The organism is Streptomyces boncukensis (assembly GCF_011045075.1).
Lineage (GTDB): Bacteria > Actinomycetota > Actinomycetes > Streptomycetales > Streptomycetaceae > Streptomyces > Streptomyces boncukensis.
Window position 1 is genome coordinate 1 of record NZ_JAAKZZ010000618.1, and the last position, 3,863, is coordinate 3,863.

The following is a 3,863-nucleotide window of genomic DNA, read 5'->3' on the forward strand; positions in this document are numbered from 1 at the left end:
CCAAGCCCTCCTCCGCCTCGCCCGCCACCGCATCAGCGTCATCTTCGCGATGCTCCGCGACGGCACCTTCTACGAACCCAGAACCCCCCGCCTCGCTTGACGAAGGACATAGAGGCACCCCCCCGGCTTGTTCCTGTGCGGTGCGGCAGGCTTCCTTGCCCGACGGCCGGACCTCGATCACGGCGAAACGGGAGGTCATCCGTCCCTTGCTGCCCTGCCGCCAGGTGGCCTGTTCGAAGGCTGTGTCCAAGGTGATTAAACGAGGTCAGGGACTGGGCCGGCTCGCGGTAGCGGGGCAGCGTGGGCGGTCCCGGACCACCGCAGGCCGGCTGACACGGCTCGGCCACGGCCGGGCGAGCGACCTCCTTGGGATCCACCGCCATGACAGAGGACCAGCCGCGTTCCTCCAGCGCGAGCCGGAAGGAGACGCTGCGGCCGTAACCGGCGTCGGCCACGATCACCGGCACGGCAAGGCCCTGCGCGGCCAGCCGGTCCAGCAGCCCCAGGGCCGAACCGGTCTTGGAGACGTTGCCCGACCTCATCGGGAACCCCGGCCCGTTGGCGCCGCCGGTCATCACTGGCCCATTGCCCGGGCAGGAACAACTCCCACTCCAGCGGGCACGATGCTCTGTCGGTGGCGGCGTGCACGCCGACCGCGACCTGGCAGTTCGCCCGCTTGCCCAACGCTCCGCAGTACTGCCGGGCCACCCCCACCGAAGCGGTGCCGCACTTGGGGAACGACACAGCGTCGACCACCCACACCTCAGGCGCGACAGCCTCGCACAATCGCTCGGCGATCCGCCGCCGGCCGTCCAGCATCAGGCCCCGCAGATAGCACCCGCCCCACCGCCGCTGATCCCGCCGCGGCAACGACCCGAACACATCGGCAACGAACTCCGACAACTCACCCCGGAGCCGTTCCACCTCCCCAAGCCTCATAGCCGAGAGGTACCCACCACCAAGCGAGATCGCTCAACGTAACGAAGCACTACCAGCCAAGGGTGTGCGGAGCATCCGGAATGTAAGTGATGGAAGCGATCTCAAGGAACGCCTGCAGCTTGCCGATCGCCCGGGTCTACTGCACAACCGCAGACCGCCACTACCAGCCCCGGGCCCCCGGGGCACCTTGCGATGCGCACAGCACCCTGCACCGCCCCGGCCGAGCCGACCAGACCCTCGACGGACCTCATCTCCCACCCCGAACACGGTCGAACAGACCCCAGAAACGACAAAGATCCCGCCCGATCATGAAGATCGACGGGATCTCATCAACCGCCCCTGAGCTGACTCAAGAACGGCCCTGCTGTGGACCTGAGGGGATTTGAACCCCTGACCCTCTCGTTGCGAACGAGATGCGCTACCGGACTGCGCCACAGGCCCTTGCGACGTGTGAAACATTAGCATCCCCCTCGCCCTGTGAGGAAATCCGTTCTCGTGCTGGTCACAGCGGGGAGCGGGGCGGGCCTGGTGGCACGGTCGGCCGCGGGCTCACTCGTTGGCGGCGCGGGGACGGTCCTCGTCCTCGTACTGGTCGAACAGCGGGGTGCGCGCCCGGTCGCGAGCCCGCCGCGAACGGGGGGAGCCGTCCGCGGCGGGCTCGCCCGCGGCGGGCTCAGGCTCGGACGCCGCCGACGGGGAGGGCGCGGCGCTGGAGCGCGCGGAGCTCCAGGCGTCCGGGGCCTCCAGGTCGACGTCGCGCGCGGTGCGCGGGGCGACCGGTGCGCTCACGTACGTCGGGAGCGGCACCGGGACCGGGTCCCAGCCCTCGCCCTCGGGGGTGTCGCGGTCGCGGGCGCGCTGCTGGTCGACCCACTCGGCGTGGTCGGTCTGCTCGACGAGCGCGCGCCGGTCCGCTGCGGCCTCCTCCTGCTCCTCGTGGCTCCGGCCCGCCGCCCGGTCCTCCGCCGGGCCCCGGGCCGGACGGCTCCCGGCGGAGTTCGCGGCCGAGTTCCCGGCCGAGCCCGCAGCCGGGCTCGCGGCCGGGCTCCGGCGGGCTCCCGCCGGGCCCCTGGTCTGCGCCCGGGACGGGGCGGACGCACCGGAGGGGCCCGGCGCCCCGGGCGTTCCGTACGGATGCGAGGCAGCGGATGGCGGCGGCCCGCCGGGCGTCCTGGGCGCGGGGCGCTCCGCGCGGGCGCGGGCGCGCTCGCGGCCGTGTACCGCCGGGCCCGGGGCGGCGGGGCCCTGCGGGCGGGCCGTCCCCGCGGCCGCCTCGGCGGCGCGGGCCGCCGCCCGGCGCTCGTGGAGGCGGCGGGCCGCCGCCTCGGCGCGGCGCTGGTCCATCGTGAAGGTGAACCGGCGGCGCTCCTGCGCCCGCAGATGGACGATGTACACGCTCAGCAGGACGCCCGGAACCGCGGGCGCCCACAGGAAGGCCAGTCCGCCGACCGCCGCGACGACGGTGCCGAGGGTGAAGGCGAGGAAGAGCACCATCGTGGTGCGCCGCCGCCGGGCCAGCAGCTTGGCGCGCTTGGCGCTCTTCGCCGCGCTGCTGCTCCCCTGGCGGCCTTCCTGGCCCCGCTCGCGGGTGCCGCTGCCCGCCATGTCCGCCATGCCCGCCACGGGCGGGCCGCCCGCCGTGCCGCGCCGTGCGTGCACCTCGGTGGGCGCCTCCGGTGCCTGCCCGCTGACCATGGTCTTGGGGTCGGCGAAGGCCCGTACGTCGACCGCGTCCTCCGCGGCGTCGTCCGGGTCGGTCCCGTACGCGTCATCGGCGTAGCCGTCGTCCGGGGAGCCCTGGGCGTCCCGGTCGCTCTCCGGCCCGGTGGCGGCCGCCAGGGAGGCGCCGGTCTCCCGCGCCTCGCGCGCTTCCCGTCGCTCCGCGTCCCGCGCGTAGCGGCGTTCCATCGCGGCCTTGCCGGACAGCAGCCGGATAGCGGTGCTGAAGCGTTCCGTCGGACGGGCCTCGTTGAGCTCGTCCTGCCGGCGGAGCCACATCGGCACCAGATAGGCGGCCCAGGCCCCGACGATGACTGCGTAGATGAGGCCACTGCTGCTCACCCTCACACGGTAGAGGGGATTGCGCGAGCCCATCTGCCAAATAGGGCGGCGTGTCGCACGATCTGGCTGATCTCTCGAACTTTTTTTGTGATTGTTGCGCTACAGAGCGCCAAATGTGGCCGAATAATGGTCGGACTGCGACTGTCCCGTAAGCGTTATCGAACACACTTATCGAACAGACTTCTCATTTCTGCGGGGCTCCCGGCCGCGCCCTGTGCCACCGGGTCAGCAGCCCTTCCGGCACTTCCTCAGCCGTCAGCGCGAACACCAGATGGTCCCGCCACGCACCGTCGATATGGAGATAGCGGGGTCTGGTGCCCTCCTCCCGGAAACCCAGCTTCTCCACCACCCGTCGGCTCGGCCCGTTCTCCGGCCGGATACAGATCTCGATACGGTGCAGCCCCACCGTGCGGAAGCAGTGGTCGACGGCGAGCGCCACGGCCGTGGGCATGACACCCCGGCCCGCGACCGCCCGGTCGATCCAGTAGCCGATGTGGCCCGAGCACATCGAACCCCAGGTGATCCCGGCGACCGTCAGCTGTCCGGCCAGCCGCCGCTCGTACTCCACGACGAACGGCAGCATCCGTCCCGCCTGCGCCTCGCCGCGCAGATGGCGCACCATCTGGCGGTACGTCGGACGGCGTGGCGGCAGGTGGCCGGGAGGCGGCGGCGGGATCGTCGCCTCCCAGGGGCGCAGCCAGTCGCGGTTGCGCTGGTTGACCTCGCGCCAGGCGCGCTGGTCGCGCAGCCTTATGGGGCGGAGGGCGGTGGCGCCGTCCGCCAGCTCAGCGGGCCACGGTGCGTTCAGCGGGGGTCGTCCCCTCTGGCTTCGTCGTCGGGATCCGGGGCGGAAGGGGTGGCGG

The 3,863-nt window shown here is 72.5% G+C and carries 2 protein-coding genes, 1 tRNA gene and 1 pseudogene; all 4 read right to left on the bottom strand.

Annotation, left to right across the window (positions count from 1 at the left end; all coding sequences use genetic code 11):
* Positions 1-118 precede the first annotated feature (118 nt).
* Positions 119-939: pseudogene (locus G5C65_RS40875) on the bottom strand (IS701 family transposase); the annotation flags it as partial.
* Between the two features lie 367 nt (positions 940-1,306).
* Positions 1,307-1,380 (bottom strand) — tRNA-Ala (locus tag G5C65_RS33070).
* Positions 1,381-1,488: 108 nt separating this feature from the next.
* A complete protein-coding gene (gene sepX / locus G5C65_RS33075) occupies positions 1,489-3,000 on the bottom strand; it encodes a divisome protein SepX/GlpR (protein WP_478501619.1) in 1,512 nt (503 codons plus the stop codon).
* A 184-nt stretch (positions 3,001-3,184) separates the two neighbouring features.
* Positions 3,185-3,808 carry a GNAT family N-acetyltransferase gene (locus G5C65_RS33080; protein ID WP_165302761.1) on the bottom strand — a complete coding sequence of 208 codons (624 nt, stop codon included), beginning with the start codon at positions 3,806-3,808 and terminating at the stop codon, positions 3,185-3,187.
* Positions 3,809-3,863: the final 55 nt, after the last annotated feature.